Raw genomic sequence first — 26,384 nt, forward strand, 5'->3', positions numbered from 1 at the left:
GCGCGCGCTCAGGCGGCGTCGAGCCGTGAGGATTTGACCGGCGCGTCGAACAGGATCCGCTCGATCGGATGCGGCCGGCCGAACAGATAGCCTTGCGCAAAATTGACGCCGAGCGCCTTCAGCCGGTCGAACTCCTCGCGCGTCTCGACGCCTTCGGCGGTGACCGACATGTCCAGTCCGCGCGCCAGCGTCACGATCGAGGAGATGATGGCGGATGAGCGCGGCTGCTGGGTCAGGTTGCGAATGAACGACTTGTCGATCTTGATCTTGTCGAACGGGAACGCGGTCAGGTAGCTGAGCGAGGAATAGCCGGTGCCGAAATCGTCGAGCGCGAGCTCGACGCCGAGCTGCTTCAGCCGCTCCATGAAGGCGTGGTTCTCGCTGCCGCGCTCCAGCAGCACGGATTCCGTGATCTCGATCTCCAGCCGCTGCGGCGGCAGGCCGGAATCGGCGAGCGCCGCGCAGATCATTTCGAACAGCTCGGCTTCCTTGAACTGGATCGGCGACAGGTTGACGGCGACCGTGAGATCGGCTGGCCAGCCGGCCGCGTCCGCGCAGGCGCGCCGCAGCACGAATTCGCCGAGCGGCACGATCAGCCCGGTCTCCTCCGCAAGCGCAATGAACTGGTCCGGCGGGATCAGGCCGCGCGTCGGATGCCGCCAGCGCACCAGCGCCTCGAAGCCGCGTCGTTCGCCGCTGAGGGCATCGACGAACGGCTGGTAGTGTACCTCCAGCTGGCAGCGCGCGATGGCGTCGCGCAGATCTCCTTCCAGCGTGTTGCGCGCCTCCAGCTCGGCCGACATCGCTTCATCATAAATCGTGAAGCAGTTGCGGCCGGCCGATTTCGAACGATAGAGCGCCAGATCCGCTTTCTTCAGGAGCTGCTCCTGATCGCTGCCATGATCCGGCGCGATCGCGATGCCGATGCTGGTGCCGATCTCGACGCGGTGGCCGGGCAGCAGGAACGGCTCGCTCACGAGCTTGGCGATCCGTGCCGCCAGCTCGGTCGAGCAGGCGCGCTGGTCCTCGCCCGCCTCCTGGATGATGGCGAATTCGTCACCGCCGAGCCGCGCCAGCACGTCGTCGGCGCGCAACGCGGATTTCAGCCGCTGCGCCACCTGGCGCAGCAGCGCATCGCCGGCCGCGTGACCGAGAGAATCGTTGACGTTCTTGAAGCGGTCGAGGTCGAGCATCAGGATCGCGAAGGGCAGGCCCCTCACGCTCAACTGTCCGTTCATCTCGTCGAGCCGGGTGAGGAAGAAGGCGCGGTTCGGCAATCCGGTGAGGATGTCGGTCTGGGCAAGCTCGAGCACCCGCCGGTTCGCCAGCGACAGCCGCCGCGAATTGCGGCTGGCGAGCATCAGATAGGTCGACAGCGACAGCGTCAGCAGCATGCCAACGACGAGGACCGCGACCGCGCGGTCGTAAGTCGTCGCCAGCGGACCGCCGGCGGTCGGAACCGCCCGCACCTGCCAATCGGTATCGCCGATCTTGAGACTGCCCGACCAGTGCAGGGTCCGCGCGATGTCCCGCATCGACCGCAACGCCACGGCGGACGACGAATAGTCCGGCAGCATCTGCTCCAGGCTGACGATCTGCGCCGCGAAGGGCGGGAAGACCGTCATGCTGACCGCGGGGCTGGCTCCGGTGGTCACACGAATGGACTGGATCAGCAGCGGCAGATCGAAGATGCCGACCACGAAGCCGGCGAGATTGCGGCGCCGGTCCGCGATCTCCTCGCGCGAGGTGCCCTTGGCATAGACGGGAATGGCGACGAGAACATAAGACAGCCGGTCGCCGTCTCTCGGCCCGAACAGGGGCGTGCGCACGGCGACCACGCGGTCGTTGTCACGCGCACGCTCCAGCATCGACCGGCGCTCCGGAACGGTCATGTAATCCATGCCGTAGACCAGCGAGGTCTTCGGCTCGGTCGAGTAGAACACCGGAATATATTCGTCGCTCTGCGGCGCGGTGAAGAAGGTCTCGCCCTGCAGCGACTTGATTTGATAGCCCGACACGCCGTCCCGGATCGCCGCTGTCTCGTACTCCGTGCGCTCCTTGCGGTTGACGCGCGGCAACCAAGAGATGCGCAGCGCGCCGGGATGACGCTCGAACAGACGGGCGCTGAAGGTCTCGAATTCGCTGCGGGTGACCTCTTCGTTGGTCGATTCGAACAGGGTGCGCAGCGCGAGAAGCCTCGATATGTACTCGTTCATGCCGTTCTGCATGACGATCGCCTGGGTCTCGGCCGCGTTCTCGAACTCGATCCTGTTGACGCGATCTTCCCACCGCGCGACGGCGGCGGCGCCCACGATCGAGAACAGCAGGCCGACGCCGACCGCGACGAGCGCAGGGCGATAGAGCCCGAGCAGCGGCGCGGCTCGCCACCATCCGCCTCTCCGTCTCCGATCCTGATCGTTCTGATCGCGACCGCCCATCTTTAAGCCGCCGTCCCTCTCCGCGACGAACCGAACCTCTGGTTGAGGTGCCGGCGCCGCTATCGGAACAAGATCGCGGTTAAGAACTGCACAATTTTGGAAATTGGTCGTTCCGCAATGCGGAAACTAGTTAACGAAGTGCGCGAGCGATCCCGGCGTTATCGACATAAGTTACCGGTTTTACCCGGTGTACTACGGCCTTTCTGCGTCGTGCCGCTTAGCGAGCTATTCAGGCTCGCGCGTTACGTTGCGCAAGATTTCTTCCAACGATCCGGCAAAGCCTCCGATGCATCGATTTCGATCAGCGAGCTCCGTCGTCCTGACCATCGCGCTTCTGGCCGCGACCACGCTGGCGGCAAGGGGCAACGAGGCCGGCATCAGCGAGGATGCGATCCTGTTCGGCCAGGCCGCGGCGCTTGAGGGCCCCTCCTCTGCGCTCGGACAGCGCATGCGGCAAGGCATCGTCGCCGCGTTCACCGAGATCAACGCCAAGGGCGGCGTCCACGGCCGCAAGCTTCAGCTCATCAGCCGCGACGACGGCTACGACCCCGACCGTTCGGTGGCGCAGACGCTGCACCTGATCGATGACGACAAGGTGTTCGCGCTGATCGGCGCGGTTGGCACGCCGACAGCGATGGCGACGATCCCGATCACCAGCGCCAGGAACGTTCCCTTCATCGGCCCGTTCACCGGCGCCGAGTTCCTGCGCGACCTCGAGCTTCCGAACGTCGTCAACATCCGCGCGAGCTACGGCGCGGAGGCGGAGGCCTGGATCAAGCACCTCACCGAGGATCGCAAGTTCACGCGCATCGGCATCTTCTACCAGGACGATTCCTTCGGCCGCGACGGGCTTGTCGGCGTCAAGCGTGCGCTCGCCAAGCGCGGCCTCGAGCTCGCCGCCGAAGGCACGTTCGAGCGCAACACCCGCGCGGTCGTCCAGGCCTGGCGCATGATCAAGCGCGCCGACCCGGAAGCCATCGTCATGGTCGGGACCTATGGACCGTGCGCGGAGTTCATCAAGCTCGCCCACCGCAGCGGCGCCCGTCCAACCTTCGTCAACATCTCCTTCGTCGGCGCCGTTGCGCTCGCGGCGGAACTCGGCCCTGAGGGCGAAGGCGTCATCGTCTCGCAGGTCGTGCCGTTTCCATGGGACCGCTCGCTCAAGCTGGTCGCCGACTATCAGGCGGCGCAGAAGGCGTTCGATCCGACGCTGACGCCGGACTTCGTGTCGCTGGAAGGCTATCTGTCCGGCCGCCTCGCGGCCGCGGCGCTGGAAAAGGCCGGCCCCAATCCGACGCGCGCAAGCCTGCTGCGCGCCATCAACGATACCGGCCGCTTCGACATCAGCGGCAGCCTCTTCACCGTCGGCACACGCATGCTCGACACGCCGCCGAAGGTGTTCCTGACGGTGATCCAGAAGGACGGGACGTTCAAGGCCGTGGACCGGCTTTAGGGCTCTTCACGGCCGCCGCGTCCAGCGATCGGCGTTGACCGCGCCTTGCGGGATTTCTCCCCTCACGATGGCCTCGACCTGCCGCACGGTCTCCAGCGACTGGTATTCGATGGCCTGCGGCGTCAAGCCGCCGACATGCGGCGTGGCGACGACGTTCGGCAGCTTGGCAACATCGGGCGTCGGCATCTGATCGGGCGCGCGGCCGACATCCATGGCGGCGCCGGCGATGCGGCCCTCACGCAGCGCGCGTGCCAGGGCGGCCTCGTCGACGAGATTGCCGCGCGAGAGATTGATGAAGACGGCGTGCTTCTGCATGCGCGCCAGCGCCGCCTCCCCGATCAGGTTCTCGGTCTGCTCGTTGGCGATGGCGAGGCAGATGACATAGTCCGAGGCGGCGAGGAGCTCGTCGAGACCGACCTGGCGGATCGCGGCATCGCTGACTGTCGCAAAGGGATCGGAGACCAGCACCTCCATGCGCAGCACTTTTGCGATCTCGGCGAGGTAGCGCCCGATGCTGCCGTAGCCGATGATGCCGATCCGACTGCCGGCGAGCTGGCGGCCCATCCGTGCCTCAGCCTTGCGGCCGGCCTGATAATCCGCCGTGGTCCGCGATACGCCGCGGGAGAGGTCGACCATGAAGCCGAGCGCGAGCTCGGCCACGGCCTGTACGAAGCCGGGCCCGGCGCGGGTCACCAGCACGCCGGCTTGCGAGGCCGCGTCCACATTGACGTTGCGGATGTCGACGGCGCAGCGGACGAACGCTCGCAGGCGCGGCAATTGCGCAAAGATCTCGCCGCGCCCTTCCGTCATGCGATCGGCAACGATGATGTCGGCGTCCTTCGCGGCGCGCACCAGGCTGGCTGCGTCCAGCGGCTCATCCCCCTGGTGCAGGATCACCTCGGCGGCCGCGCAAAGGCCGTTCAGGCTGCGATCGCCGTAATAATTGCGCCGCATCTCCGGGGTATGCGCGAGCAGGACCTTCACGACAGGACTCCTTCAATAGCCGAATGCCCGCGGCAGCGCGGTCGAGAGCCATGGCACGAAGGCGATGACGAGCAGGCAGAGGAACAAGAGACCAAGATAGCCCATGATCGGCTTCACCGTCTGCTCGATCGGCACGTTGCCGATCAGGCAGGCGCCGTAGAGGCCGAGCCCGAGCGGCGGCGCAAACAGGCCGATACCCATTGCGATGACGAGCACGACGCCGAAATGCAGGGGATCGACGCCGAGCTGCACCGCGACCGGCAGCAGCAGCGGCCCGAAGATGATCAGCGCGGCCGCGCCCTCCAGCACCGAGCCCATCACGATCAGGACGGCGATCGCCAAGAGGATGAACAGCCAGACGCCGGAGGTCTTGGAGAGGCCCAGCATGAAGTCGCCGACCGCATGCGGCACCTGCTGCAAAGTCAGGGTGAACGCCAATGACTGCGCGGCGGCGACGATGAACAGCACCAACCCCGCACGCGTCGCCGCCTGCACGAAACTGTGCGCGGCGGTTTTGAAGCCGAGCTCGCGGAAGACCACGCTGCCGACGACCAGCGCGTAGGCCACCGCGAAGGCCGAGATCTCCGTCGCCGTGGCAAAGCCGCTCTTGAAGCCGAAGAAGATCATGAAGATCAGGCCGAAGGATGCGATCGCGCCGCTCCACAGCCCCGACACCGGCATCTGCGGCTCGACATCCTCGACCTTGTCCGGCCTTTTGCCGAAGATGATGGACACCGCGATCAGCACCAGCGCCATCAGCGCCGACGGCAGCAGCCCTGCGACGAACAGGCCGCCGATCGACAGGTTGGCAACGAAGCCGAGAATGATCAGGTTGATGCAGGGCGGGATCGTCTCCGCCATCACCGCCGAGGCCGCCAGCAGCGCCACCGCGCCGCCCGGGTTCTGCTTGGAGCGCCGCGCAGCCGGGATCAGCACCGAGCCGACCGCGGCGACGTCGGCCATCTTCGAGCCGGAGATACCCGAGAACAGCACCATCGAGGCCACCATCACGACATTGAGGCCGCCGCGCATGCGGCCCACGGCACGCTGCAACAGCTCGATCAGCCGCACCGACATGCCGTTGGCTTCCATCAGATAGCCGACAAGGATGAAGAAGGGGATCGCAAGCAGGACGAAATTGTCGATGCCGCGCGCCATCTGCTGGGCAAAGATCACGCCGGGCAGTGCGCCCTCGACCCAGATGAAGATCAGCGCGGCCAGAGCCAGCGCAAAGCCGATCGGCAATCCGCCGAACAGGGTGGCGAAGAAGCCGATCATCATCAGGGTGCCCGCCGACGGCACCGAGGCCGGCGACAGATAATCCCAGGCGAGGTAGAGGCCCGTCACGACGAGGATCGCGATGAGTCCCCTCGCGATATCGGGCAGCGGCCTCGCGCAGAGATGATCGATTGCGAACACCGTCATGAACAGCGCGCCGATCCCCATGGGATAGAAGGTCAGCTCCAGCGGCAGACCGGAGCCGGTGGTCTGGCCGGCAGTGAGCGAGCCCAGCTTGATCGCGTTGTAGGCGACGTAGCCGGAAATCAGCACGATCAGCAGCGCGCTGGCGGCATCGACCAGCGAACGCAGCCGCACCGGCAAGAGATCGCGGAAGAAGGAAACGCCGACATTCTCGCCGCGCGCGAGCGCGCTCGCCGCGCCGAAGAAGGCCGAGCCGACCATCAGGCCGCGCGCGACGTCGTCGGACCATTCGACCGGCGCGTTGAAGAAGAAGCGCAGCAGCACGGAGGCGCAGACCACCACGAGATCGGCGGCGAGCAGGACGGCCGCGATCGCGTCGCTGACGCGAAGCAGCAAGGTGATGCTGCCATGGCGGCCGCCCGAGAGGGGCACGGCGGCTGACATGGCCACGTCAGATTTGGTCATATCAAGCTTGGGTCGCGCGGATGACGTCGATGACGGCCTTGGACTCCGGCCGCGCCTTGATGAAGTTCTCGTGTTGCGGCGCGACGCGCTTCTTGAACGCCTCGCGGTCGCATTCGGCCACGGTCACGCCCTTCTCGGTCAAGGCGGCCAGCGCCTCCTTCTCGACCGCGAGCCCATGGGCCCGGGTGTCGGCCGCGGCCTTCTTGGCGGCATCGAGGAAACCCTCGCGCAGCTTCGGATCCATGCGGTTGTACGTCATGTCGCTGAAATAGATCGCGAGCGGCGAGAAGTTGTGCTGCGTCAGCGCGTAGAATTTCGACGTTTCGAAGAACTTGCTGGCGAGGATCGTCGGCGGGTCATGCTCCAGGCCATCCAGCACGCCAGCCTGCAAGGCCGTGTAGATTTCGCCGAAGGCCAGCGGCGTTGCGGCGGCGCCCATCAGGCGCAGGCATTCGGTGATGACGGGATTGGGCAGCGTCCTGATCTTGAGGCCGGCGAGATCCTCCGGCGTCTTCACAGCCTTCTTCGCCAGCACGCTGCGCGAGCCGAAATTATAGGCCCAGGCGATGATGCGGATGTTGCCGCCCTTGAGCAGCGCGTCCTCGATCGGCTTGGCGGCGCCGGCCTCAAACGCTTTGGTCTGCTGCGGGAAGCTCGAGAACAGGAAGCCGAGGTCGAAGGTGCCGACCAGCGGCACCAGATTGGCCGAGATCGACGAGCCCGACACCATGAGGTCGATGACGCCGAGCTTCACCGAATTGATGACGTCGATCTCCTGACCGAGCTGGTTGTCGGGAAAGAAAGCGACCTCGATCTGCTCGCCGAGGCCGTTGCCTTTCAGGTTCTTGACCAGGTTGTCGTAGTAGACGCGGCCATTGGCGTATTTGGGATCGTTCGGCAGCGAGGAGGAGCATTTCAGCTTCAGCGTCGCAGCTTCGGCGCGGCCGATGATGGCGGGAGAGAGCACAATGCCGGCGGTGACCGCCGCCGATGACTTGATGAACGCGCGACGGTTCACGGGCACGATAGTCATGGTGCGGCTTCTCCCTGGTCTTTTTCTTCGCCACGGTCGTTGCCGCAGCCGTTGCGCGGACTGTATGGCCAAAGCGACGACACAGGCAAGGTAGCCGGCTGCGGTCACGGAGCGTCGCGGCGCGCATACCGCCCGTCGCCAGCCAAGCGAAATCACCGCCATTTCCCGGAGATTTGCCGCGAGGATCGGCCTGCCGCCCGATCTGCGCAAGGAACGCCGTCGCCCATTGCACCGGATCAATCCAATTGGAGCATGGATCAATGCGCAGTTGACATGGATGATGCCTGACCAATGCCCCGAGCCCCGGCAGACGGACTGCCCCATTTTGCCGCGGCCCATGCGTGATCCAGCGCACAGACGGCCGCGTGGCGCGGGCTTAGAAAAAGTGACATCATCGTGCGCATTGCCGTTGGAGGTGACATCATGCGCCGTCCAGTGTTTTCGAATTTGCTTCTTGCGTCCGGTCTTCTCGCACTCAGTCAGTTGATGACGCCGACGGAAGCGGCCGCCGAAGCGCGGCTCGCGCTGGTGATCGGCCAATCGGCCTATCGCACCGTGCCGGAGCTGCCCAACGCCGCCAACGACGCCAAGGGCATGACGGAGCTGCTCGGGAGTGCCGGCTTCACCGTCACCACGGCGGCCAATCTGGCGCAGACCGAGATGCGCGCGGCGATCTCGGACTTCGCCGGCAAGGTCAGTGCCAGCGGCGCCGACACCGTCGCGCTGGTGTTCTATGCCGGCCACGGCCTGCAGATCGACGGCGAGAACTATCTGGTGCCCGTCGATCTCGACCCCAAGCGCGAGGCCGACATCCCGCTGCAGGGCGTGCGGCTGAACGACCTGCTCAACACGCTCGGCGCGCTGCCGACGCGGGCCCGCATCTTCATGCTCGACGCCTGCCGCAACAACCCGTTCCCCGCGCTCAGCGGCGACGGCCACGGCCTTGCGATCGTCGACACCAAGGCCGGCGCGCCCGGCTCCTTCATCTCCTACTCGACCTCGCCCGGCGCCGAGGCCGAGGACGGCAACGGCATCGACAGCCCCTACACCACGGCCGCGCTGACCATTGCCAAGCAGCCGAACCTGCCGATCGAGGAAGTGTTCAAGCGCATCCGCGTCGCCGTGGCGCAATCGACCGACGGGCGGCAGATCCCATGGGAAAGCTCCTCGCTGACTACCGACTTCAAGTTCTTCGGTGAGAGCAGCGGCAGCACGCCCGCGCTTCCCGGCGCGAACGCGATGGCGCTCGCCAGCGGCACGCGCAGCGTCGAAGATTGGCGCAAGACGTTGCAGGGCAAGCCGGCCACGGTGGCCTATGAGCTCGTGATCACCGAGGACACCGCGGAGGCGTATCAGGCCTATATCGAGCTGTATGCCCAGGACACCCGCACGCCGCGCCTGCGTACGGTGCTGGAGCGGCGTCGCCAGATGCTGGCGTGGGAGCGTGCCACCGCCATCAACACCCGCGCCTCGTTCGAAGCTTATCTGGCGAACTGGGACAACAGCGATCTCGCGGCAACCGCGCGCCGGCTGCTGCTGCGCGTACAGAACCGCAATTACGCCGTGCCCGTCGCCTCCGCGGTGACGCCCGTCGCGGTCGCGATGGCGCCGACCTGCCCGTGCTCGACGCCCGCGACCCCGGCAACGCCGGTCAACCCCTCGGTTCCGCCCGTGATCAAGAAGCGCGTCGACGAGACCCCGCCGAAGCGCAAGGTGGTCGAGACGCCGCCCAAGCGACGGCCGTCCGAGCAAGTGGTCTACGAGCGCGCGCCGCCGCCGGATCGCGGTCCGCCGCCGGAGGCTGTGATGCAAGGCATCGGCATCGGCGTAGGGATCGGTCTCGGCATGGGAATGGGCGGCCGCGGCGGAGACCACAATGGCGGGTACCGCAGATACTGAGCCGGTCCGGCACAAGCAGCATTCGGCTCGCGCCAATCGCGCGAGCCGAACTTATTGCGACAGCGTCGGGTAGTCCCGGAGCACGGCTTCCCGAATCCAGCCTGCCTGGATCGCGCGCGACAGGATCTGCGCCGTCTTGATGTCCTCAGCCTTCATGCAGAGATCCACGATGCGGCGCACCGCATCGTCGCGCATCAGATCGTCGGAGATCTTCATCGCGATCTCCATCGCGGTGCGGGCCGCGCGTTCATAGCGCTCGCGCGTGCTGGCCGGCGCTGAAGCTCCGGCGGCCTCGGCGATCGTTCGCGCCGCCTGGCAGATGTTGCGGATCCGGTCGGCGGCCTCGATATCGCCGATCGGCCTCCCGACTGGCTCGTCCCAGACGTCTGCCGGCTCTCGCCTCGCGAACCACTTCATTGCCCCACCCGTGGTCTTCAATTGCTCGCGGCGTTCAGGACATGCGGCGCGGGCCGATCGCCTCGAACTGCGCCTTCTGCTCGTCGTTGAGCGTGGCGTAGAAATCATCGAGCGCCGCCCGCACCGACTTGATCCCGTCCAGCATCACGTCGAGGCGCTTGCGAATCGCGGCCATGCGGGCCGGCGGCGTCATCACCTCATTGGGCTCGCAGGCCGCCTTGAGCGATGCGCTGACTTTGGCGCTGGTGTCCTGGAGCACCTGGAGCGCCGCGCGCTGGGTGTCGTTGGGACGAAGTCTGTCCTCGATCGTGGCGCCGGGCCAATCGAACGCGGCGGACGCGCTGCAAGTCTGCACCGAGGATCCGCCCGCATTGTTCGATGCCGCGGCACGACGCTGATCGTCGGCGAGCGCGTTGAAGCGCGCCTTCTGCTCGTCGTTGAGTGAACCATAGAATGTGTCGAGCGCGGGCTGGACCAGCTCGACGGCCTTCTGCATCGCCTCGACACGCTGCTGCATGGCGGCGAGCCGGCCGGGCGCCGTCGCTGCGGCCTGCGTCGGACAGGATGTGCGGATCAATGCCGCCGCGTCGACCGAGGCGTTGCCGAGCGCATCGAGAGCCGCGCCCTGCGCATCGGTCGGCTGCACCGTGGCCGCGATCTGATCGATCGGCAGGCCGACGATGGCGCGGCGGTCGCTGCCGCAGAGCTCATCCAGCGGCGCGCTGCGCGCCCGCCGCCGGCCCTGCGGCTGCTGCGGCAGATAGGCCGACAGCCGATCATAACCGTAGGGGCCGAAAATGCCGGCATAGATGTCCGGATAGCCGTAGCCCCAGAAGCCGAGCCCGTCGCCCCAGATCGCGTAATCGTAGAGGTCGTTATAGGCGAACGGCCAGAACAGCGGCCCCACCCAGCCATAGCCGCCACCCGGATGTTGCCACCACCCGCTGCTTGCGCCGCCCCAGCCGGCGAGTGCCGCCGCCGCGGCGATCTGTGCGCGGGCCGCCGGATTGCTGATCAGCCGGCCGTTGCGGAATGCGCTGGCGTTCCAGGCGTTGCGGAAGTTCGCCGGCCGTATCGCGGCATTGCGGATCTGACCGAAGTTCGGGCCGCCGCGTCGGGCACCGGTTGTGAACCGCATCCCGCGATGATGCCCGCCGCCATGCGCGTGCCCGCCGCCGTGCCCACGGAAATGGCCGCCGCCATGATGGCCATGGCCATGATGACCACCGCCGTGATGGCCATGCCCGCCTCCGTGGCCGTGCCCGCCTCCATGGCCACCGCCATGTCCGCCCTTCGCCAGCGCCGCACCCGCCAGCAGGCAGGCGAAGGCCATTGCGGCAATTCCAACGACCGGTCGCACCATCGCACCCTCCCGCGCACAGCCCTGCCATTGAGGCATCGGAACTTGGCGGGAATTGGAACCGGCAACATTGCCGAAAGTTCCCGGACTGCGGCGCGGGCCTTACGCCTCCGGCACAATCTTGCCGGGGTTGAAGATATTGAGCGGATCGAGCGCCTTCTTCAGGGCCCGCATCGCATCGAGCGCTTCGGGGCCGAGTTCGGCCTTGAGATATTTCTGCTTGCCCTGGCCGATGCCGTGCTCGCCGGTACAGGTGCCGTCCATCGCCTGCGCACGCTCGACCAGGCGGTGCATGAACTCCTCGCCGCGCGCCATCTCGTCGGCATCGTTGGTGTCGCAGACCAGCGAGCAGTGGAAATTGCCGTCACCGACATGGCCGACGATCGGCGACAGCAAATTGAGGCGCTTGAGGTCTTCCTCGGTCTCGCTGACGCAGTCGGCGAGCCGCGAGATCGGTACGCAGACGTCGGTTGCGACCACGCCGATGCCGTCGCCGGGCCGCAGCGCCTTCACCGACCAATAGGCGTCGTGCCGCGCCTGCCACAGCTTGGTGCGATCCTCCGGCTTGGTGGTCCAGGAGAAATCGCCGCCGCCGCAGTCCTTTGCGATCTCGCCGAAGGCCTTCGACTGCTCGGCGACCTCGACCTCGCTGCCGTGGAATTCCATCAGCAGCAGCGGCGTCTCGGGCAGAGTCAGCTTGGAATAGGCGTTGCAGGCCTTCACCTGCGCGGCGTTGAGCAGCTCGATGCGCGCCACGGGAATGCCGGTCTGGATTGCCAGGATCACGGCCTGGCAGGCGCCGTGCACGGTCTCGAACGACACCGCGCCGGCCGCGATCGTCTCGGGGATGCCGCGCAGGCGGATGGTCAATTCCGAGATGATGCCGAGCGTGCCTTCGGCGCCGACGAACAGATGCGTCAGGTCATAGCCCGCGGAGGATTTCTTGGCGCGCGTGCCCGTGGTGATGATCTCGCCGTCGCCGCGCACCACTTTCAGCGCCAGCACGCTGTCGCGCATGGTGCCGTAGCGCACCGCATTGGTGCCGGAGGCGCGGGTCGAGGCCATGCCGCCGAGCGAAGCATCCGCGCCCGGATCGATCGGGAAGAACAGGCCCTGGTCGCGCAGATGCTCGTTCAGCGCCTTGCGGGTGACGCCAGGCTGGATCACGCAATCGAGGTCCTCGGCATGCACCGCGAGCACCTTGTTCATGTCGCGCAGGTCGATCGAGATGCCGCCGGCAGGCGCGTTGACCTGGCCCTCCAGCGAGGTGCCGGTGCCGAAGGCAATGACGGGCACGCGATGTTTCGCGCAGATCCGCACCACGTCCTGGATGTCGGCGGTCTCCTGCGCCATCACCACGCCGTCCGGCGGCTGATTGACGATCCACGTGGTGGTATGGCCGTGCTGCTCGCGCACGGCCTGCGAGGTGATGAGGCGGTTGCCGAAGCGTGCGGCAAGCTGCTCCAGCGCGCTTGCGAGGGCTTTCGGCTCCGGCCGCGGCGGATTATTGGTGATGGTCGTACCCACGGAATTCCTCCCGACGAGAAGAGACCGTGGCAAAGGACATATAACCGGTCAAGTCAAGGGACCGGACGCATAGCTTGGGAAGGACACATGCCAGAGACCGCCGCCACAGCGCCGAACGCAGAGCCGTTTCGCTCCTCGATCATGCAGATCGAGCCGCAATGGATCGACTATAACGGCCATCTCAACATGGCCTATTACAACGTGATGTTCGACCGGGCGATCGACGAGTTCTGGCTCGAGCTGGGGATTGGCCCGGTCTACAAGAAAGAGCGCCACGGCTCGACCTTCACCGCCGAGTGCCACGTGCGCTATTTGCGCGAGATCCATCTCGGCGATCCCGTGCAAATCCTGGTGTGGCTGCTGGAGGCCGACGACAAGCGGCTGCACACATTCGAAGAGCTGCGGCACGGCACCGAGGGCTGGCTGTCGGCAACGTCCGAGAACATGTCGCTGCACATGGACATGAAGGCGCGGCGCGTTGCGCCGTTTCCGCCCGACATCCAGCAGCGCATTGCCGGGGTCGCCAAGTCCCACAGCGCCTTGACGCGACCCGAGGGCATCGGCCGGAATGTGGCGATGCCCTCGAAGCGCTAGTGCATGATCCGCCGCGCTATATCCTGTTGCGGCCGCGGGCCAGGCCGACGACGGCCGAGACCAGGAACAGAACGACTGCGATGAAGAAGATGATCTTGGCGATCTCGATCGAAGCGCCGGCGACGCCGCCGAAGCCCAGGATGCCGGCGATCAGTGCGATAACCAGAAACGTCACAACCCAGCCTAGCATGGTCAAACCCTCGTCTTGATGTTGTCTGCGATCGACGCGGCTGGCCGCGCCACCTGCCCTGACAATCTCGACGCGGGAACGATAGTTCCGGCCCCGGCGGGAGCGAAATTCGCGGCCCGGGCTGGAACAAATCGGCGCGCCGCGCACGTGGAAAACCCTGCCCGGCGCCCCCATATAGGCACCAATCCCTGTTAAGAAGGCTCCCTTCCACCACCCCGCGGTGCCATCGTGGGGCCGATGATTCGCATGACCGAGCCGAGCAAGATCACAGCCGTACCCGACCACCAGCCCGCAGCCGGCGGCATCGCCGCGCGTGCGCGCGCCTCGGTGGGCCCGAAATACCTCGCCGGGCTCAATCCGGAGCAGCGCGAGGCGGTGGAGACGCTGGACGGCCCGGTCCTGGTGCTGGCCGGCGCCGGCACCGGCAAGACGCGCGTCCTGACCACGCGCATCGCCCACATCCTGAGCCAGGGCCGCGCCCGCCCGGCCGAGATCCTGTCGGTGACCTTCACCAACAAGGCCGCGCGCGAGATGAAGCACCGGCTCGGCCAGATGCTCGGCCACGCCGTGGAGGGCATGCCGTGGCTCGGCACCTTCCACTCCATCGGCGGCCGCATCCTGCGCGTCCATGCCGAGCTGGCGCAGCTCAAGTCGAACTTCACCGTGCTCGACGTCGACGACCAGGTCCGGCTGCTCAAGCAGTTGCTCCAGGCCGACAACATCGACGAGAAACGCTGGCCGGCACGGATGCTGGCCGGCCTGATCGACGGCTGGAAGAACCGCGGCCTGATGCCCTCGCAGGTCCCGTCGGGCGAGGCCGCGATGTTCGCCAACGGCAAGGGCGGCAAGCTCTATGCGAGCTACCAGGAGCGGCTGAAGATCCTGAACGCGGCCGATTTCGGCGATCTCCTGCTGGAGAACATCCGCATCTTCCGCGAGCACCCGGATATTCTCAGGCAGTACCAGCAACGCTTCAAGTTCATCCTGGTCGACGAGTACCAGGATACGAACGTCGCGCAATATCTGTGGCTGCGGCTGCTGTCGCAGGCGCCTTCTTCCCTCGCCTCTCCCCGCTTGCGGGGAGAGGCCGACGCACGAAGTGCGGCGGGTGAGGGGGACTCTCCAAGCACCGCGCGCGTGGAGACTCCCCCTCACCCCGACCCTCTCCCCGCAAGCGGGGAGAGGGAGAAGACCAAAAACATCTGCTGCGTCGGTGACGACGACCAGTCGATCTATGGCTGGCGCGGCGCCGAGGTCGACAACATCCTGCGCTTCGAGCACGATTTCCCGGGCGCCAAGGTGATCCGCCTCGAGCGCAACTATCGCTCGACGGGTCACATCCTCGCCGCCGCCTCGCATCTGATCGCACACAATGAAGGCCGGCTCGGCAAGACGCTGCGCACCGAGGATCAGGACGGCGAGAAGGTCACCGTGACGGGCTCCTGGGACTCGGAAGAGGAAGCCCGCGGCATCGGCGAGGAGATCGAGCAGCTGCAGCGCCAGGGCGAGAAGCTCAACGAGATCGCCATTCTCGTGCGCGCCTCCTACCAGATGCGCGAATTCGAAGACCGCTTCGTCACGCTCGGCCTGCCCTATCGCGTCATCGGCGGCCCGCGCTTCTATGAGCGCGCGGAGATCCGCGACGCGCTGGCGTACTTGCGCGTCATCAATTCGCCGGCCGACGATCTCGCCTTCGAGCGTATCGTCAATACGCCGAAGCGCGGGCTTGGCGACGCCACCGTGCAGATGCTGCACGACCACGCCCGCAAGCGCCGCATTCCCCTGTTCGAGGCGGCGCGCGCCGTGGTCGAGACCGACGAGCTGAAGCCGAAGGCGCGCGGCTCGCTGCGCGATCTCATCGCGCAGTTCGACCGCTGGCGCGCCCAGCGCGAGGTCACCGCGCACACCGATCTCGCCCAGATCGTGCTCGACGAGAGCGGCTATACCGAGATGTGGCAGAAGGACCGCTCGGCCGACGCCGCAGGCCGGCTGGAGAACCTGAAAGAGCTCGTGCGCTCGATGGAGGAGTTCGAGAACCTGCAAGGGTTCCTGGAGCACATCTCGCTGGTGATGGACCGCGAGGGCGGTGCCGAGGACGACGCGGTGTCGCTGATGACGCTGCATTCGGCCAAGGGCCTCGAATTCGACAACGTGTTCCTGCCGGGCTGGGAGGAAGGCCTGTTCCCGAGCCAGCGCACCCTGGACGAACAGGGCCGCGCCGGCCTGGAAGAAGAGCGCCGGCTCGGCCATGTCGGCCTGACCCGCGCCCGCCGCCGCGCAAAGATCTATTTCGCGACCAATCGCCGGATCCACGGCACCTGGTCGACCACGATCCCGTCGCGCTTCCTCGACGAATTACCGGCGGCCAATGTCGAGATCACGGAATCCAAGGGCGGCTCTGGATGGGGCGGCAGCGGCGGCTACGGCGCCTCTCGCTTCGACGACATGGAGGCGTTCGGGTCCAGCTATTCGACGCCGGGCTGGCAGCGCGCGCAGGCGAACCGGAATCGCGGCGGCGGCCGCACCGGCGGCTTCGAGGAAGACGCCGCAACGTTCTCGTCCTCCTCGTCATCGGGCCCCGATTTCGGCAGCTTCTCCGCGCGCCGCCGCGGACCCCTGACCATCGAGGGCGAGCTGGTCGCCAAATCCACCGGCACGACGTCCGAATTCTCGCTGGAAGACCGCGTCTTCCACCAGAAATTCGGCTATGGCCGCGTCACCAAGATCGACGGCAACAAGCTCACCATCGCCTTCGACAAGGCCGGCGAGAAGAAGGTCGTGGACAGTTTCGTGCAGCGGGTGTGAGGCCCGAGATGGCTCGGTACGTTGCCATCATTGAGAACGCCGACCCGGACGAGGCCGTCGGCGTGTGGTTTCCGGACCTGCCCGGCTGCTTCTCCGGCGGCGACGATGTCGACGAGGCCCTCGAGAATGCGCCCGAGGCGCTCGCATTCTATGCGCAGGAACTGATCGCGGACGGTCGCCAGCTGCCCCCGCCTCGAACGCTGGACGAGCTCAAGGCCGATCCGGAGTTTGCCGAGGACCTGGGGAAACACACGGCCGTCCTGATCGAATGGCCACCCGCCGCGGACGCGGAGTGAGGACTGTTCGCCGCACCAAGCGGACTCTCGACAGTTCTCGCCCGAACGCCCCTTGACCACCGCGAACTTCCCCGTATCAGATAAACCCATGGTCCGGGGCTCCATCACATTGATCGTGCTTGCATTGGGGATGCCGTCGCTTGCGGCGGCGGAGACCATGAGCTTTGGCGATTCGATCGGGAAGCTGGCGGCGAGCTGCGGTGCGGAAATCGTCGCCAATTGCCGCGGCGTCAACCCGGACTCGACCCGCCTGAAGGAGTGCCTGTCGCGCAACCGCGACGTGCTCACGCCGCAATGCGCGAGCGACTATCTCGGCGTGTTCGACGCCATCCAGAAGCGCGTCGCCGCGCGCGTCACGGTGGCGAACGCCTGCCAGCGCGAGATCGTCAAGGTCTGCGGCGGCTCGACCAAGGAGACCAGCAAGTCGGTCCCCTGCCTGGTCTCGACCCCCAAGGGCATCAGCAACAACTGCCTGAAGGCCGTCGACGACGCGGGGTATCGCTGATGCGCGCGAACGGGCTCGCCACCGCAGGGCTGGGCTTGGCGCTGGGCCTCGCTTTGCTCGCGGGCACCGCCGGCGCGCAGACGGCGGCACCGACCCGCGACGACATCGTCGGCAAGCTGAACCATTTCGAGGAAGCCGCCGAGGTCGACCTGCCCGCGCTGAAGCAGCAGGTGATGGAGCGCGCCAAGACCAGGATCAAGAACGATCCGGGTCCGGTGAACCGGCCGTTGATCGCGCCGGAGCTTGCCAAGCTGCCCGCGTTCAATGCGCAGATCCAGTTCGACGCAGACACGCCGATCATCCAGCCGGCGTCCTACCAGACCGTCGGCCGCATTGCGGACGCGCTGGTTCACTCCTCGCTGCTGCCCTACACCTTCCTGATCGTCGGCCACGTCGAATCCAATTCGAAGACGCGCGAGGCCAATGCGATCCTGAGCCAGCGCCGGGCCGATGCGATCCGCGACGTGCTGGTGAACACCTTCAAGATCTCGACCAAGCGGCTGCATCCGATCGGCCTCGGCGAGGAGCAATTCCTCGACCGGACCAAGCCGACCTCCGCCGTCAACGGCCAGTTGCAGATCCTGACCTATGCCAAGCTGCCGGAGGAGGCGCCGCATCCGGCTGCGGCCCCCGCGCCTGCGGCTAAAAAGCCCGCCAAGAAGCGCTGAGCAAAGGCGGCTCCGCGGTTGACGGAACCCCTTGAAGCGCGGGCTATTTTGCAGCCTGTCCCGGGCGCGCGCACACGGTTTCGCGCGACAAAAGTGCCGGTTTGTGCACCGCCCGGTCCAGTGCTATAGCCTCTGTTCGCCCTTCCCGACCCCGTGCTGCATGAGACCGAAATGGGTGGCTTTTTCCAGCGCCAACTTGCCGTGTATGTCGAGTACCATCGCGATCCCCGGAACACGGCGATGCATGTGGTCGGCATCCTGCTGCTGTTCACCGGCGCCGTGCTGCCGCTGACGCTGGTCAAGCTTCCGCTGTTCGGATTCAACGTGAGCCTGGCGGTGGTCCTGGCCGTGCCGGTCTTGATTTACTGGCTGCTGCTCGACGCGGCGCTCGGGCTCGGCATTCTGGCCGTCTCGGTCGTGCTGTTTTCGGTTGCGACGACCATTGCGGCGCAGGTCGGCACCGCGACGATGTGGGCGATTTTCGCGACTCTGGTGGCGCTCGGCCTCGCCGCGCAGGCCATCGGCCATAAGGTTTTTGAGGGGCGCGAGGCCTCGTTGTTCACTTTTCCCTCGCATCTTTTGCTTGGACCGATGTTCGTCATGGCAAAATTATTCATTGCATTGGGCTTCCGTCGCGACCTTGCCGCGATTCTGGCGCCTCTTCCGGCCAATTCCCTTTCAACCCGATAACGCTCGAAGCAAAACAGCAACCTTCTGCATGGCTCTCGTCCTGGTTACCGGTGGCAGCGGCTTCATCGGACATCACCTCGTAGAAGCGCTCCGCGCCCGTGGGCAGCGGGTCCGCGTTCTCGATGTCCGTGCGCCGACCGCGGCGAACGCGGACGTCGATCACGTCCTCGGCTCGGTGCTGGATTGCGCCGCGGTCGATGCGGCGATCGCCGGTGTCGATCAGGTCTATCACCTCGCCGGCCTGCCCGGCATGTGGGTCGCCAACAAGCAGGACTTCCACGACGTCAATTGCCGCGGTACCGAAATCGTGCTCGCAGCGGCAATGAAGCGGGGCGTCTCGCGCTTCCTGCACTGCTCGACGGAATCGATCCTGTTCCCCTATTCCGACCTCAAAGGCGTTCCCGCCGAAGAGGCGCTGCAGCCGGCCGAGGCGATGCCCGGCGCCTACACGCGCTCAAAATCGCTCGCCGAGCATCATGCCGCCAAGGCGGCAGAAGCGGGCTTTCCGCTGGTGATCGGCACGCCGACCATGCCGATCGGCGCTGCCGACCATAATCTGACACCGCCGACCGCGATGCTCTGGTACTTCCTGCAGAAGAAGGTGCAGCCGCATCTCAACTTCCTGGTCAACCTGGTCGACGTCCGCGACGTCGCCATGGGCCTCGTGCTGACCATGGAACGCGGCCGCCTCGGGCAGCGCTACATCCTCGGCGGCGACTGCGTCCCGCTCGGCGACATCCTGCGCATGATGTCGGCGATGAGCGGCCGCCGGCAGTTTCCGATCGTCGTACCCGGCAAGATCGCCGAGCTCTCTGCGATCATGCTCGAATCCATCGCCGACCACATCACGCGCCGGCCGCCGAACGGCACCGCCGAGGGCGTGCGGATCGCACTCGCCGCGAGCGATCTTTCGATCGGCAAGGCCCGTAACGAGCTCGGCTATTCGCCGCGTCCGATCGAGCCGGTCTTGCGCGAAACCATCACCCATCTGCTCGCCCGCAACGGCCAGCAGCCCTCCGGCGCCCTCAAGCATCACGCGCTCTCCTCGCGCGCGAGCTGAAGCCGCCGCCCAAACGCAAAGAACCTTCATGTCTTTCGATTTCAGCAAGCTTCTTTCTGTCGCCTGGGGTGGCTGGACCACGACCTGGCCGACCGAACTCCTTGCCCTGATCTGGCTCGCCTTTCTCGCGAGCTGGGTGGGCGCGTCGTTCTGGCAGGGGCGGACCAAGAAGCAGGTCATGACGCTGGAGTCGCAGCGCTATAGCCTGCCGATCCTCGTCGGCGGCATCCTGTACACGCCATTCATTGCGGAGGTCATGGGCTGGAAGCCGCTTTGGGTGCTCGGCAACGCCGGCATCACCATCGCAGCGGTCCTCTCGGTCGCCGGAATTGCTTTCGCATGGTGGGGGCGGCTGCATCTCGGCAAGTTCTGGTCCAACACCATCACCCACAAGGAAGACCACCGCGTCATCGACACCGGCCCCTACGGCATCGTCCGTCACCCGATCTACACCGGCCTGATCTTCGGAATGCTGGTGACCGGCGTTGCGATCGGCCTGGTGACGACGATCCTCGGCGCGATCCTGATCTCGCTCGGCATGTGGCAGAAGGGCCGGATGGAAGAAGTGTTCCTCTCGAAGGAGCTCGGCGAAGACGCCTATGGCGCCTATTGCCGCCGCGTTCCAATGATCATTCCGTTCACGTCGCCACGGTAAAGGCGTCACTTTCGTGTCCCCGACGCGCTGCAGCGTGCAACGCTGCTGCGCAGAGCCGGGACCCCAGACGGCTATTCGTGCATGGGGCGAGATGGGCCCCGGCTCTGCAGCGCATCGCACCGGACGATGCTTCGCATCGCCGGGGCGCTGCGCTGCGTCCGGGGCACGAGCACACGATCTTGGTCCCCAAGGAACCAGCCCTCCGCTCGCTCGTTGCCCCTCGACATCTGCCAGCGACCGCAGAGCATCGAGCCATGTCGGACGCCTACGATTATTTTCGCGCGCACGCGATCGCCGCCGTCCGCAAGGCGCGGGCGCTGCCGCCCGGGCGGACGAAGCAGAAGCAGCGCACGGTGGCGCGGGTCTATCATCTGCTGTCCAGGGAAGCCGCGCTGGCGCCGAACATCCGTCACCTGGACGATTTTCGCGCGGCACGGCGGTTGGAGCGGCAGATCGGTCGTTGATCTCCGGGCCGACGCCGCGACTGTCCCATGCAAATTCGATCGGCTGCCATTCCACGGGAATAGGCCTCTGCGGCGCGCCACACAGGTTGACGTCTGCCCCGTCAGCCAGTTGGATGCGCGCGCAACCGGGGGCCTGTCATGACGTTTTCCAGCATCTTCGCGCAGTTCGTCGCGTTCATCGGCGGCATCGCGCTGCAATGGCGCAAGATGACGGGCACCGAGCCCGCGCCGGCCTGGGGCGAGAAGCCCGCAATTCCCGAAGCGAAGCCGCAAGGCGCGATCCCGACCTTGAAGATGCCGACCGCACGCGGCTGGCGCGATGGGGAAAAGCCGATCGCTGCGCCCGGGCTCAAGGTCAATGCGTTCGCGACCGGCCTCGACCATCCGCGCTGGATCGAGGTGCTGCCCAATGGCGACGTGCTGATCGCGGAGGCGACGCAGATCGCAGGCGCTCCGCGCAGCGTGTTCCACTATGCGATGCAGGCGACGATGCGCCGCGCCGCGGCACTCGGCGTCTCCGCCAACCGCATCACGTTGTTGCGCGACAAGGACGGCGATGGCGTTGCGGAGGTTCGCGGCGCGTTCATGGAGAACCTCAACCAGCCGTTCGGCATGGCGCTGGTCGGGGACACTTTCTACGTCGGCAACACCGACGGCGTGATGGCCTTCCCCTACGTTGCCGATGCCGATCGCATCACCGCGCCGGGCAAGCGGCTCACGACGTTCAAGCCTGCCGGCCATTGGACGCGCAGCTTGCTCGCCAGTCCCGACGGCAAGAAGCTCTATGCCGGCGTCGGGTCGCTCAGCAACATCGCGGAGATGGGCATGGAGGTCGAGCAAGGCCGCGCCGCCGTCTACGAGCTCGATCTCGTTGCCGGCACGCATCGCATTTTCGGCGCGGGCTTGCGCAATCCCGTAGGCCTTGCCTGGGAGCCGACGACCGGCGTGCTGTGGACCGTCGTCAACGAGCGCGACGGTCTCGGCGACGAGACGCCGCCGGACTATCTCACTTCAGTTCACGACGGCGGCTTCTACGGCTGGCCCTATTGCTACTGGGGCAAGACGGTGGACGACCGCGTGCCGCAGGATCCGGCGATGGTCGCCAAGGCGATTCAGCCGGACTACGCGCTGGGCGGCCACACCGCCTCGCTCGGCCTGTGCTGGATGCCCGCAGGCACCCTGCCCGGCTTCGGCGACGGCATGGTGATCGGCCAGCACGGCTCGTGGAATCGCAGCAAGCTGTCCGGCTACAAGCTGGTGTTCATCCCGTTCGCGAACGGCAAGCCGTCCGGCCCCTCGCGCGACATCCTGTCGGGCTTCCTGTCGCCGGACGAGAAGGAATCCTACGGCCGCCCGGTCGGCGTCGCGATCGGTCCTGACCAGAAGTCGCTGCTGATGGCCGACGACGTCGGCAACGTGATCTGGCGCGTCACGGGAGCGTAGCAGCTTACGTCCCGACGCAGAGCGTGGCGCGCTGCTTGCGGAGCAATGCGATCACCGACAGCGCCGTGATCAGGCCGGTCTTGGGATTCTCGGACGGGATGTTCTCGATGCCCATCGAGAACCGCGCCGAATCCGCCTCGACCTCGATGCGGTGAACGTTGCGTGTCACGGTCGGATCGGCCCAAACTTGCATCTGGGTGCGATCGGGCCCGATGCCCGCCAGCGACAACGCAACGGCGACGTTGACATTCGCCGGAAAGCCCTTTGCGGCTTCGCGCGCGCTGCCCTCGAACAATTCAGCGGTTCGCGCAGATTGTCGATGTCGATGTTGTTCTGAACGATGAACGGCGCACCCTTCAAGCCGTCGATCGGCTTGCGCGTCACCATCTTCACCGAATGGATAGTGCCGATTGCGGCGGCGTTGACGGCATCGAGGCCCATCAGCGCGCCGGTCGGCACCAGGATGCGGCCGCCATTGGCGCGGGCAAGATCGACGAGATCGAAATTGTCGAGCAAGCCGCCGACGCTGACCACGACAGCGGCCCTGCCGCGCTTCACTGCCGGCTCGACGATCGCACGCAGCTGGCTTGTCGGCGCGCATTCGACCACGATGTCGGCGGCTTCGCCGAGCTGGTCGAGCGGCAGGATTGTCGGTGGGCGACGCAAGCTGTCGATGAAGGCTTGATGCTTGGCGGGGTCTCGCACTGCCACGGCCGTGAGCGACAGGCCCTCGATGCCCTGATCGAGCGCGGTTGCAATCTTGGCGCCGATCGAGCCCAGCCCGGCAATGGTCACCCGCAATTCGCTCGAAGCCTTCTGATCCGTCATCACCATCCCTCTGTCTTGGCCTCTGTTTTGGCCGATGTCATAGCCGCTCACGCCTCCCGCGCATAGCTGCGCAGGCGGGCTTCCAGAACCGCCAGCAAGGCATCGCGGGCCGGATCGCGCGAGCCGCGCAGCCAGGCTGCGGCAAGCGGCAGGCGGCCGACCGGCCCGCTCTGCCTCGGTCGAAGCGGCACGAAGCGCACACCGGTCACCGCCATCCGAGCGGTCCAGCGCGGCACGATTGCGACCCCGAGCTTCGTTGCCACGAGGTTGATGATGGTCTGCTTCTCGTCGGCGACCTGCACGATGCGCGGCGTCAGGCCGGCCTGCTCGAACAGCTTGACCGTGAGATCGTGGCTGTGCGGCCGCGAGCGGCGGTCCGGCACCAGCATCGCCTCCTCGGCGATATCCGTCAGCGTGATCGCTTTGCGCCCGGCCAGCGCGTGCCGGCGCGGGAACGCAACGATCGCGCTCTCCTGGAGCAGGTCGCGGAATTCAAGCCGCTTGTCCGGCCGGTCAGGCGGACGCACGAAGGCGAGATCGAGCGCGCCGGTCAAGATCTTCGGCAGCAGCCGGACAGTCTTGTCTTCGAGGAGCTGCACCGCGATGTCAGGATGCCTGGCGCGGAAATCGCGCAGAAGCGGCGGCAGCAATCCGGCCGCGGCGCTGTCGATGGCACCGACCCGCAGCCGCCGCGCGGTCCCCGCGCGCGAGCGATTGCGGAGGCTGCTCTCGACCGCCTCGACCTTGGCGAGGATGGCGCGGGCATCGCGCAGCAGCGTCGTGCCGTCCTCGGTGAGCGACACAGCGCGCGTCGTCCGCGCAAACAGCCGCGTTCCCAGATCCTCCTCCAGCAGCCTGATCTGCCGGCCGAGCGCAGAAGGCAGCATCTGAAGCTGCTGTGCCGCGCGGCCGAAATGCAGCTGCTCGGCCGTCGCCACGAAGCATCGGAGCTGATGCAATTCCATTTGCCGGTCCTCTCGTCTCAGCGAGGATTGTATCATTTTTTTGTATAAACCAGCACCGATTGAGTTTGCCCTGCACTCCCGTCTAGATTCGCCGGCGACGCCGACCGCCGAATATGTCGGCACGATCTCTCCCGCGGAGCTTTCCATGCGCACCCATTCGATCGCAGCCATTCCCGCCGACGGCATCGGCCCCGAGGTGATCTCGGCCGGTGTCCGCGTGCTGGAGGCCCTGGCCAAGCGCAGCGGCGACCTCTCCTTCAACGTCAAGACGTTCGACTGGGGCTCGGATTATTACAAGAAGCACGGCGTGATGATGCCGGCGGACGGTCTCGGCGAGCTGAAGAAGTTCGACGCGATCTATTTCGGCGCGGTCGGCGCCCCCGACGTGCCCGACCACATCACGCTATGGGGCCTGCGCCTGCCGATCTGCCAGGGGTTTGATCAATACGCCAATGTGCGGCCGACCAAGATCCTGCCGGGCGTCGCCTCGCCGCTGCGCAATGTCGGCGTCGGCGATCTCGACTGGGTGATCGTGCGCGAGAACTCGGAAGGCGAATATGCCGGCATGGGCGGGCGCGCCCACAAGGGCCTGCCGGAAGAGGTTGGCACCGAGGTCGCGGTGTTCACCCGCGTCGGCGTCACCCGCATCATGCGCTATGCGTTCCAGCTCGCGCAGTCGCGCCCGCGCAAATTCCTGACCGTCGTGACCAAGTCGAACGCGCAGCGGCACGGCATGGTGATGTGGGACGAGATCGCGGCCGAGGTCGCCGGCGAATTCCCTGATGTGACCTGGGACAAGATGCTGGTCGACGCCATGACGGTGCGGATGACGCTGCATCCGAAGAGCCTCGACACCATCGTCGCGACCAACCTCCACGCCGACATCCTCTCCGACCTCGCCGGCGCGCTGGCGGGAAGCCTCGGCGTCGCGCCGACCGGCAACATCGATCCGCAGCGCCGCTTCCCCTCGATGTTCGAGCCGATCCACGGCTCGGCCTTCGATATCACCGGCAAGGGCATCGCCAACCCGGTCGCGACGTTCTGGACCGGCGCGCAGATGCTCGAGCATCTCGGCGAGAAGGAGGCCGCCTCGAGGCTGATGGCCGCCGTCGAGCGCGTCTGCGCCGCGGGCGTGCTGACGCCGGATGTCGGGGGCAAGGCGACGACGAAGGAGGTCACGGACGCCGTGATCGAAGCGATCCACGGATCGAATGTATAGTCTTCGTCCTCTCTCCGCTTCCGGGCAGAGGCGAAGAACGTGCTATCTCCGCCCCGCCGGTGCCGCCGGCGGCGTGGCCATCGCGGCGGCCGGCTCTGGCGGTGTCAGATGGCGGGGGACGATGATGGTCTGGCCCGGCGTCAGCTGCGCGTTCTCCGGCAACGAGTTGCTCTGCGCCAGCGTCCACAGCGGCACGCGGTTGGCTGCGGCGATGCTCTCCATGGTGTCGCCGCGGCGCACCGGCACCCGCACGCCGCTGTCCCACAATTCGACCAGCGTATCCGCCGGCACCAGATAGCGCAGCGGCACGGCATCGGCCTGCGTCTGCGGCGGAATGCGCGGCAGCTGCGTCACCATCCCGACGATCTGACGATGGATGTCGTCGGACTTCTCGATGTTGATGTGGCTGACGCGCGCGTTTTCCTTGAGGTCATAGCTGGCGTAATGGCCGCGAAAGCCGGGGACAGCCACGACGTCGCCGCCGCCGAGCACGCTGTCGGACAGGAAGATGTTGATGAAGCGCTCGACGTTGAGGGGGACATCGCCGGTCGCGTGCGCGGGATCGATGGCGATGACGAGGCTGATCGGGATGTTCTCCTTGGCCGCCATCTCGGAAATGACGATCGAGCACAGCCCGCCCATGGAATGGCCGATCAGCACGATCGGCGCCGCCTTCTCCCTGTAGCTGGCGATGGCGCGGTTGCCGATCAGCCGGCACAGCGTGAATTCGTAGACGTCGGCCGAGAAGCCGGCCTGCGTCAGCTTCTCGCCGAGCCGATCCATGCCGGTCGAGAAGATCGGGCCCATGGCGCCGCGAAACAGATAGACCTTCGGCGGCGGCAATGGCTCGAACGGCGGGGGCGGCGGCGCGGCGGGGACCGCCGCAATGGTCTTGGACTTGGGCGGAGAAGCCGCGGCCGTGCCCGTGCCGAGGGCGAGCAGCACAATTGCTGCCAGCACGATCAGGCGCCTTGGATCAACCATCCGTTCAGAAGTCCTACCAC

General features: G+C 66.4%; 23 protein-coding genes and 1 pseudogene. 13 read left to right on the forward strand and 11 right to left on the reverse strand.

The features are described from left to right. Nucleotides 1-8: 8 nt before the first annotated feature. On the reverse strand, nucleotides 9-2,438 hold the full coding sequence (locus ACNJYD_RS31375) for a bifunctional diguanylate cyclase/phosphodiesterase (RefSeq protein ID WP_260380269.1): 2,430 nt from the start codon (nucleotides 2,436-2,438) through the stop codon (nucleotides 9-11). Between the two features lie 286 nt (nucleotides 2,439-2,724). Between ACNJYD_RS31375 and ACNJYD_RS31380 the strand changes: the two genes are divergently transcribed. Then, entirely contained in the window at nucleotides 2,725-3,891 is a 1,167-nt protein-coding gene (locus tag ACNJYD_RS31380; protein WP_172787467.1) for an ABC transporter substrate-binding protein, read from the forward strand. A 6-nt stretch (nucleotides 3,892-3,897) separates the two neighbouring features. Here the strand turns inward: ACNJYD_RS31380 and ACNJYD_RS31385 are convergent, their stop codons facing one another. The 3 genes from ACNJYD_RS31385 to ACNJYD_RS31395 are packed head-to-tail and all read right to left on the reverse strand — an operon-like array spanning nucleotide 3,898 to nucleotide 7,795. Next, nucleotides 3,898-4,875, reverse strand: a complete 978-nt coding sequence (locus tag ACNJYD_RS31385) for a hydroxyacid dehydrogenase (protein ID WP_439364296.1) — start codon at nucleotides 4,873-4,875, stop codon at nucleotides 3,898-3,900. A gap of 12 nt (nucleotides 4,876-4,887) precedes the next feature. After that, nucleotides 4,888-6,741 carry a TRAP transporter large permease gene (locus tag ACNJYD_RS31390; RefSeq protein ID WP_439367538.1) on the reverse strand — a complete coding sequence of 618 codons (1,854 nt, stop codon included), beginning with the start codon at nucleotides 6,739-6,741 and terminating at the stop codon, nucleotides 4,888-4,890. A 22-nt stretch (nucleotides 6,742-6,763) separates the two neighbouring features. Further along, nucleotides 6,764-7,795 carry a TRAP transporter substrate-binding protein gene (locus tag ACNJYD_RS31395; protein WP_439364297.1) on the reverse strand — a complete coding sequence of 344 codons (1,032 nt, stop codon included), beginning with the start codon at nucleotides 7,793-7,795 and terminating at the stop codon, nucleotides 6,764-6,766. 423 nt (nucleotides 7,796-8,218) lie between these two features. Here ACNJYD_RS31395 and ACNJYD_RS31400 point away from each other — a divergent pair, with 423 nt between their 5' ends. Further along, complete coding sequence (locus ACNJYD_RS31400) at nucleotides 8,219-9,694, forward strand: caspase family protein (RefSeq protein WP_439364298.1); 1,476 nt, start codon at nucleotides 8,219-8,221, stop codon at nucleotides 9,692-9,694. A gap of 51 nt (nucleotides 9,695-9,745) precedes the next feature. On the opposite strand, the gene ACNJYD_RS31405 is transcribed toward ACNJYD_RS31400, so the two are convergent. From ACNJYD_RS31405 to ACNJYD_RS31415, 3 genes are all read right to left on the reverse strand, one after another. Next, nucleotides 9,746-10,111, reverse strand: a complete 366-nt coding sequence (locus tag ACNJYD_RS31405) for a hypothetical protein (protein WP_172787472.1) — start codon at nucleotides 10,109-10,111, stop codon at nucleotides 9,746-9,748. A gap of 34 nt (nucleotides 10,112-10,145) precedes the next feature. Then, entirely contained in the window at nucleotides 10,146-11,474 is a 1,329-nt protein-coding gene (locus tag ACNJYD_RS31410) for a Spy/CpxP family protein refolding chaperone (protein ID WP_439364300.1), read from the reverse strand. A 99-nt stretch (nucleotides 11,475-11,573) separates the two neighbouring features. After that, the gene (locus ACNJYD_RS31415) at nucleotides 11,574-12,998 is read right to left on the reverse strand and encodes an FAD-binding oxidoreductase (RefSeq protein ID WP_439364302.1); all 1,425 of its coding nucleotides are present in this window, start codon (nucleotides 12,996-12,998) and stop codon (nucleotides 11,574-11,576) included. Between the two features lie 87 nt (nucleotides 12,999-13,085). Between ACNJYD_RS31415 and ACNJYD_RS31420 the strand changes: the two genes are divergently transcribed. Then, nucleotides 13,086-13,592, forward strand: coding sequence for a thioesterase family protein (locus ACNJYD_RS31420; protein ID WP_439364303.1), 507 nt, complete (start codon nucleotides 13,086-13,088; stop codon nucleotides 13,590-13,592). Between the two features lie 16 nt (nucleotides 13,593-13,608). On the opposite strand, the gene ACNJYD_RS31425 is transcribed toward ACNJYD_RS31420, so the two are convergent. Continuing rightward, nucleotides 13,609-13,782 (reverse strand): DUF1328 domain-containing protein, encoded by a 174-nt coding sequence (locus ACNJYD_RS31425; RefSeq protein WP_036006471.1) that lies wholly within the window; start codon nucleotides 13,780-13,782, stop codon nucleotides 13,609-13,611. A 237-nt stretch (nucleotides 13,783-14,019) separates the two neighbouring features. On the opposite strand from ACNJYD_RS31425, the gene ACNJYD_RS31430 reads away from it, so the two are divergent. The 9 genes from ACNJYD_RS31430 to ACNJYD_RS31470 all read left to right on the forward strand — a co-directional run bounded on the left by ACNJYD_RS31430 (nucleotide 14,020) and on the right by ACNJYD_RS31470 (nucleotide 22,368). After that, nucleotides 14,020-16,587: an ATP-dependent helicase gene (locus tag ACNJYD_RS31430; protein WP_439364305.1), complete on the forward strand. Its 2,568-nt coding sequence runs from the start codon at nucleotides 14,020-14,022 to the stop codon at nucleotides 16,585-16,587. Nucleotides 16,588-16,595: 8 nt separating this feature from the next. Continuing rightward, nucleotides 16,596-16,883: a type II toxin-antitoxin system HicB family antitoxin gene (locus tag ACNJYD_RS31435; protein ID WP_172787477.1), complete on the forward strand. Its 288-nt coding sequence runs from the start codon at nucleotides 16,596-16,598 to the stop codon at nucleotides 16,881-16,883. 88 nt (nucleotides 16,884-16,971) lie between these two features. Then, nucleotides 16,972-17,388: a hypothetical protein gene (locus ACNJYD_RS31440; protein WP_212259119.1), complete on the forward strand. Its 417-nt coding sequence runs from the start codon at nucleotides 16,972-16,974 to the stop codon at nucleotides 17,386-17,388. After that, nucleotides 17,388-18,056: an OmpA family protein gene (locus ACNJYD_RS31445; RefSeq protein ID WP_439364307.1), complete on the forward strand. Its 669-nt coding sequence runs from the start codon at nucleotides 17,388-17,390 to the stop codon at nucleotides 18,054-18,056. The genes ACNJYD_RS31440 and ACNJYD_RS31445 overlap by 1 nt, the downstream gene beginning before the upstream one ends. 171 nt (nucleotides 18,057-18,227) lie before the next feature. Next, nucleotides 18,228-18,746, forward strand: coding sequence for an Mpo1 family 2-hydroxy fatty acid dioxygenase (locus tag ACNJYD_RS31450; RefSeq protein WP_172787530.1), 519 nt, complete (start codon nucleotides 18,228-18,230; stop codon nucleotides 18,744-18,746). Between the two features lie 28 nt (nucleotides 18,747-18,774). Further along, nucleotides 18,775-19,806: an NAD-dependent epimerase/dehydratase family protein gene (locus tag ACNJYD_RS31455; protein ID WP_212259118.1), complete on the forward strand. Its 1,032-nt coding sequence runs from the start codon at nucleotides 18,775-18,777 to the stop codon at nucleotides 19,804-19,806. A 28-nt stretch (nucleotides 19,807-19,834) separates the two neighbouring features. Next, on the forward strand, nucleotides 19,835-20,461 hold the full coding sequence (locus tag ACNJYD_RS31460; RefSeq protein ID WP_260380281.1) for a methyltransferase family protein: 627 nt from the start codon (nucleotides 19,835-19,837) through the stop codon (nucleotides 20,459-20,461). Between the two features lie 254 nt (nucleotides 20,462-20,715). After that, the gene (locus ACNJYD_RS31465) at nucleotides 20,716-20,925 is read left to right on the forward strand and encodes a hypothetical protein (protein ID WP_025038081.1); all 210 of its coding nucleotides are present in this window, start codon (nucleotides 20,716-20,718) and stop codon (nucleotides 20,923-20,925) included. A gap of 138 nt (nucleotides 20,926-21,063) precedes the next feature. Continuing rightward, nucleotides 21,064-22,368: a PQQ-dependent sugar dehydrogenase gene (locus ACNJYD_RS31470; RefSeq protein WP_439364308.1), complete on the forward strand. Its 1,305-nt coding sequence runs from the start codon at nucleotides 21,064-21,066 to the stop codon at nucleotides 22,366-22,368. Between the two features lie 4 nt (nucleotides 22,369-22,372). On the opposite strand, the pseudogene ACNJYD_RS31475 reads toward ACNJYD_RS31470, so the two are convergent. Next, nucleotides 22,373-23,196: pseudogene (locus tag ACNJYD_RS31475) on the reverse strand (aspartate dehydrogenase). A 47-nt stretch (nucleotides 23,197-23,243) separates the two neighbouring features. Further along, nucleotides 23,244-24,161: a LysR family transcriptional regulator gene (locus tag ACNJYD_RS31480; protein ID WP_439367539.1), complete on the reverse strand. Its 918-nt coding sequence runs from the start codon at nucleotides 24,159-24,161 to the stop codon at nucleotides 23,244-23,246. A 145-nt stretch (nucleotides 24,162-24,306) separates the two neighbouring features. On the opposite strand from ACNJYD_RS31480, the gene ACNJYD_RS31485 reads away from it, so the two are divergent. Then, nucleotides 24,307-25,380, forward strand: a complete 1,074-nt coding sequence (locus ACNJYD_RS31485; protein WP_260380284.1) for a tartrate dehydrogenase — start codon at nucleotides 24,307-24,309, stop codon at nucleotides 25,378-25,380. 42 nt (nucleotides 25,381-25,422) lie between these two features. Here the strand turns inward: ACNJYD_RS31485 and ACNJYD_RS31490 are convergent, their stop codons facing one another. Continuing rightward, a complete protein-coding gene (locus ACNJYD_RS31490; protein ID WP_439364309.1) occupies nucleotides 25,423-26,364 on the reverse strand; it encodes a LysM peptidoglycan-binding domain-containing protein in 942 nt (313 codons plus the stop codon). Nucleotides 26,365-26,384 lie beyond the last annotated feature (20 nt).

Origin of the sequence: Bradyrhizobium sp. SPXBL-02, from assembly GCF_051853065.1 — a bacterium.
In the GTDB taxonomy this organism is placed as follows: Bacteria; Pseudomonadota; Alphaproteobacteria; order Rhizobiales; family Xanthobacteraceae; genus Bradyrhizobium.

Coding starts and splice junctions, on each gene's coding strand:
- ACNJYD_RS31375 (WP_260380269.1), bottom strand. CDS start 2,438: ATGGGCGGTCGCGATCAGAACGATCAGGATCGGAGACGGAGAGGCGGA.
- ACNJYD_RS31380 (WP_172787467.1), top strand. CDS start 2,725: ATGCATCGATTTCGATCAGCGAGCTCCGTCGTCCTGACCATCGCGCTT.
- ACNJYD_RS31390 (WP_439367538.1), bottom strand. CDS start 6,741: ATGTCAGCCGCCGTGCCCCTCTCGGGCGGCCGCCATGGCAGCATCACC.
- ACNJYD_RS31395 (WP_439364297.1), bottom strand. CDS start 7,795: ATGACTATCGTGCCCGTGAACCGTCGCGCGTTCATCAAGTCATCGGCG.
- ACNJYD_RS31400 (WP_439364298.1), top strand. CDS start 8,219: ATGCGCCGTCCAGTGTTTTCGAATTTGCTTCTTGCGTCCGGTCTTCTC.
- ACNJYD_RS31405 (WP_172787472.1), bottom strand. CDS start 10,111: ATGAAGTGGTTCGCGAGGCGAGAGCCGGCAGACGTCTGGGACGAGCCA.
- ACNJYD_RS31410 (WP_439364300.1), bottom strand. CDS start 11,474: ATGGTGCGACCGGTCGTTGGAATTGCCGCAATGGCCTTCGCCTGCCTG.
- ACNJYD_RS31420 (WP_439364303.1), top strand. CDS start 13,086: ATGCCAGAGACCGCCGCCACAGCGCCGAACGCAGAGCCGTTTCGCTCC.
- ACNJYD_RS31425 (WP_036006471.1), bottom strand. CDS start 13,782: ATGCTAGGCTGGGTTGTGACGTTTCTGGTTATCGCACTGATCGCCGGC.
- ACNJYD_RS31430 (WP_439364305.1), top strand. CDS start 14,020: ATGATTCGCATGACCGAGCCGAGCAAGATCACAGCCGTACCCGACCAC.
- ACNJYD_RS31435 (WP_172787477.1), top strand. CDS start 16,596: ATGGCTCGGTACGTTGCCATCATTGAGAACGCCGACCCGGACGAGGCC.
- ACNJYD_RS31440 (WP_212259119.1), top strand. CDS start 16,972: ATGGTCCGGGGCTCCATCACATTGATCGTGCTTGCATTGGGGATGCCG.
- ACNJYD_RS31445 (WP_439364307.1), top strand. CDS start 17,388: ATGCGCGCGAACGGGCTCGCCACCGCAGGGCTGGGCTTGGCGCTGGGC.
- ACNJYD_RS31450 (WP_172787530.1), top strand. CDS start 18,228: ATGGGTGGCTTTTTCCAGCGCCAACTTGCCGTGTATGTCGAGTACCAT.
- ACNJYD_RS31455 (WP_212259118.1), top strand. CDS start 18,775: ATGGCTCTCGTCCTGGTTACCGGTGGCAGCGGCTTCATCGGACATCAC.
- ACNJYD_RS31460 (WP_260380281.1), top strand. CDS start 19,835: ATGTCTTTCGATTTCAGCAAGCTTCTTTCTGTCGCCTGGGGTGGCTGG.
- ACNJYD_RS31465 (WP_025038081.1), top strand. CDS start 20,716: ATGTCGGACGCCTACGATTATTTTCGCGCGCACGCGATCGCCGCCGTC.
- ACNJYD_RS31470 (WP_439364308.1), top strand. CDS start 21,064: ATGACGTTTTCCAGCATCTTCGCGCAGTTCGTCGCGTTCATCGGCGGC.
- ACNJYD_RS31480 (WP_439367539.1), bottom strand. CDS start 24,161: ATGGAATTGCATCAGCTCCGATGCTTCGTGGCGACGGCCGAGCAGCTG.
- ACNJYD_RS31485 (WP_260380284.1), top strand. CDS start 24,307: ATGCGCACCCATTCGATCGCAGCCATTCCCGCCGACGGCATCGGCCCC.
- ACNJYD_RS31490 (WP_439364309.1), bottom strand. CDS start 26,364: ATGGTTGATCCAAGGCGCCTGATCGTGCTGGCAGCAATTGTGCTGCTC.